Here is a 769-nt window from a genome sequence, read left to right on the forward strand (position 1 = left end):
ATCCCTGGAAACACATCACTTCCCTGGCCCTGCGCCTGGCTGGACACCCGCTACCTCGTAGCATGGAACGGTAAAAAAGACAGCTGCAAGCGACAAGCTTCAAGCAGCAACACGGAGAAGGCCCTGTGCCTCATGAAGCCCTACAGGACGCCGCGCTGCCAGGCTGGAGCCTATCTGCAGGCGCTCCTCTTGAGGGACGAACAGAGCGTAGCGAGGCAAGAAAGGCCAAAATCTATCCGCCGTTCTTTCTGAAACCTGTCGAGTTCTGAGATTCCTGATCGCCCTACGGGCGATTTCCGCGCAAGCGCGGTTCGCACCTCAAGAGGTACTCCTACAGCGGCTTCGTAGAAATGCCGAGGTCTTGGGAACTTTCTAACCTTTCTCTACCCAACGATCGTAGCTCGTAGGATTGGCACAATATGCCACCCACCAATGGCAACATTCTGCTAGCCTGTTCGTCTTCTTTTTTGTCAGGCCAGAACAACAATGAGCGAACCACGCGATACTTCCTCCATCAGTTTTACTGCCCTGTACACCGGCCATGTCTGGACCCGTGACGGCATTTCCGCCCCGTTTTTCCACACTCGCGGTGGAGCCTTCCTGTATGGGGCGCTGGCACCCTTCGAGTTTATCGGGCGGCGTATTGTCGGCGGCAACATCCGCACCTTTCTGCTGCAGCGGCACCACTTGATTGATCACCGCCTACACCAGCTTATCGAAGCAGGCGTGACTCAAGTCGTCGAGATTGCCTGCGGCCTGTCGCCACGGG

1 pseudogene is annotated in these 769 nt (G+C 56.7%); it reads left to right on the plus strand.

The window, feature by feature from the left end:
- Nucleotides 1-486: 486 nt before the first annotated feature.
- A pseudogene (locus A3730_RS04335) lies at nucleotides 487-769 on the plus strand (class I SAM-dependent methyltransferase); the annotation flags it as partial.

The sequence above is a fragment of the Alcanivorax sp. HI0044 genome (genome assembly GCF_001634945.1).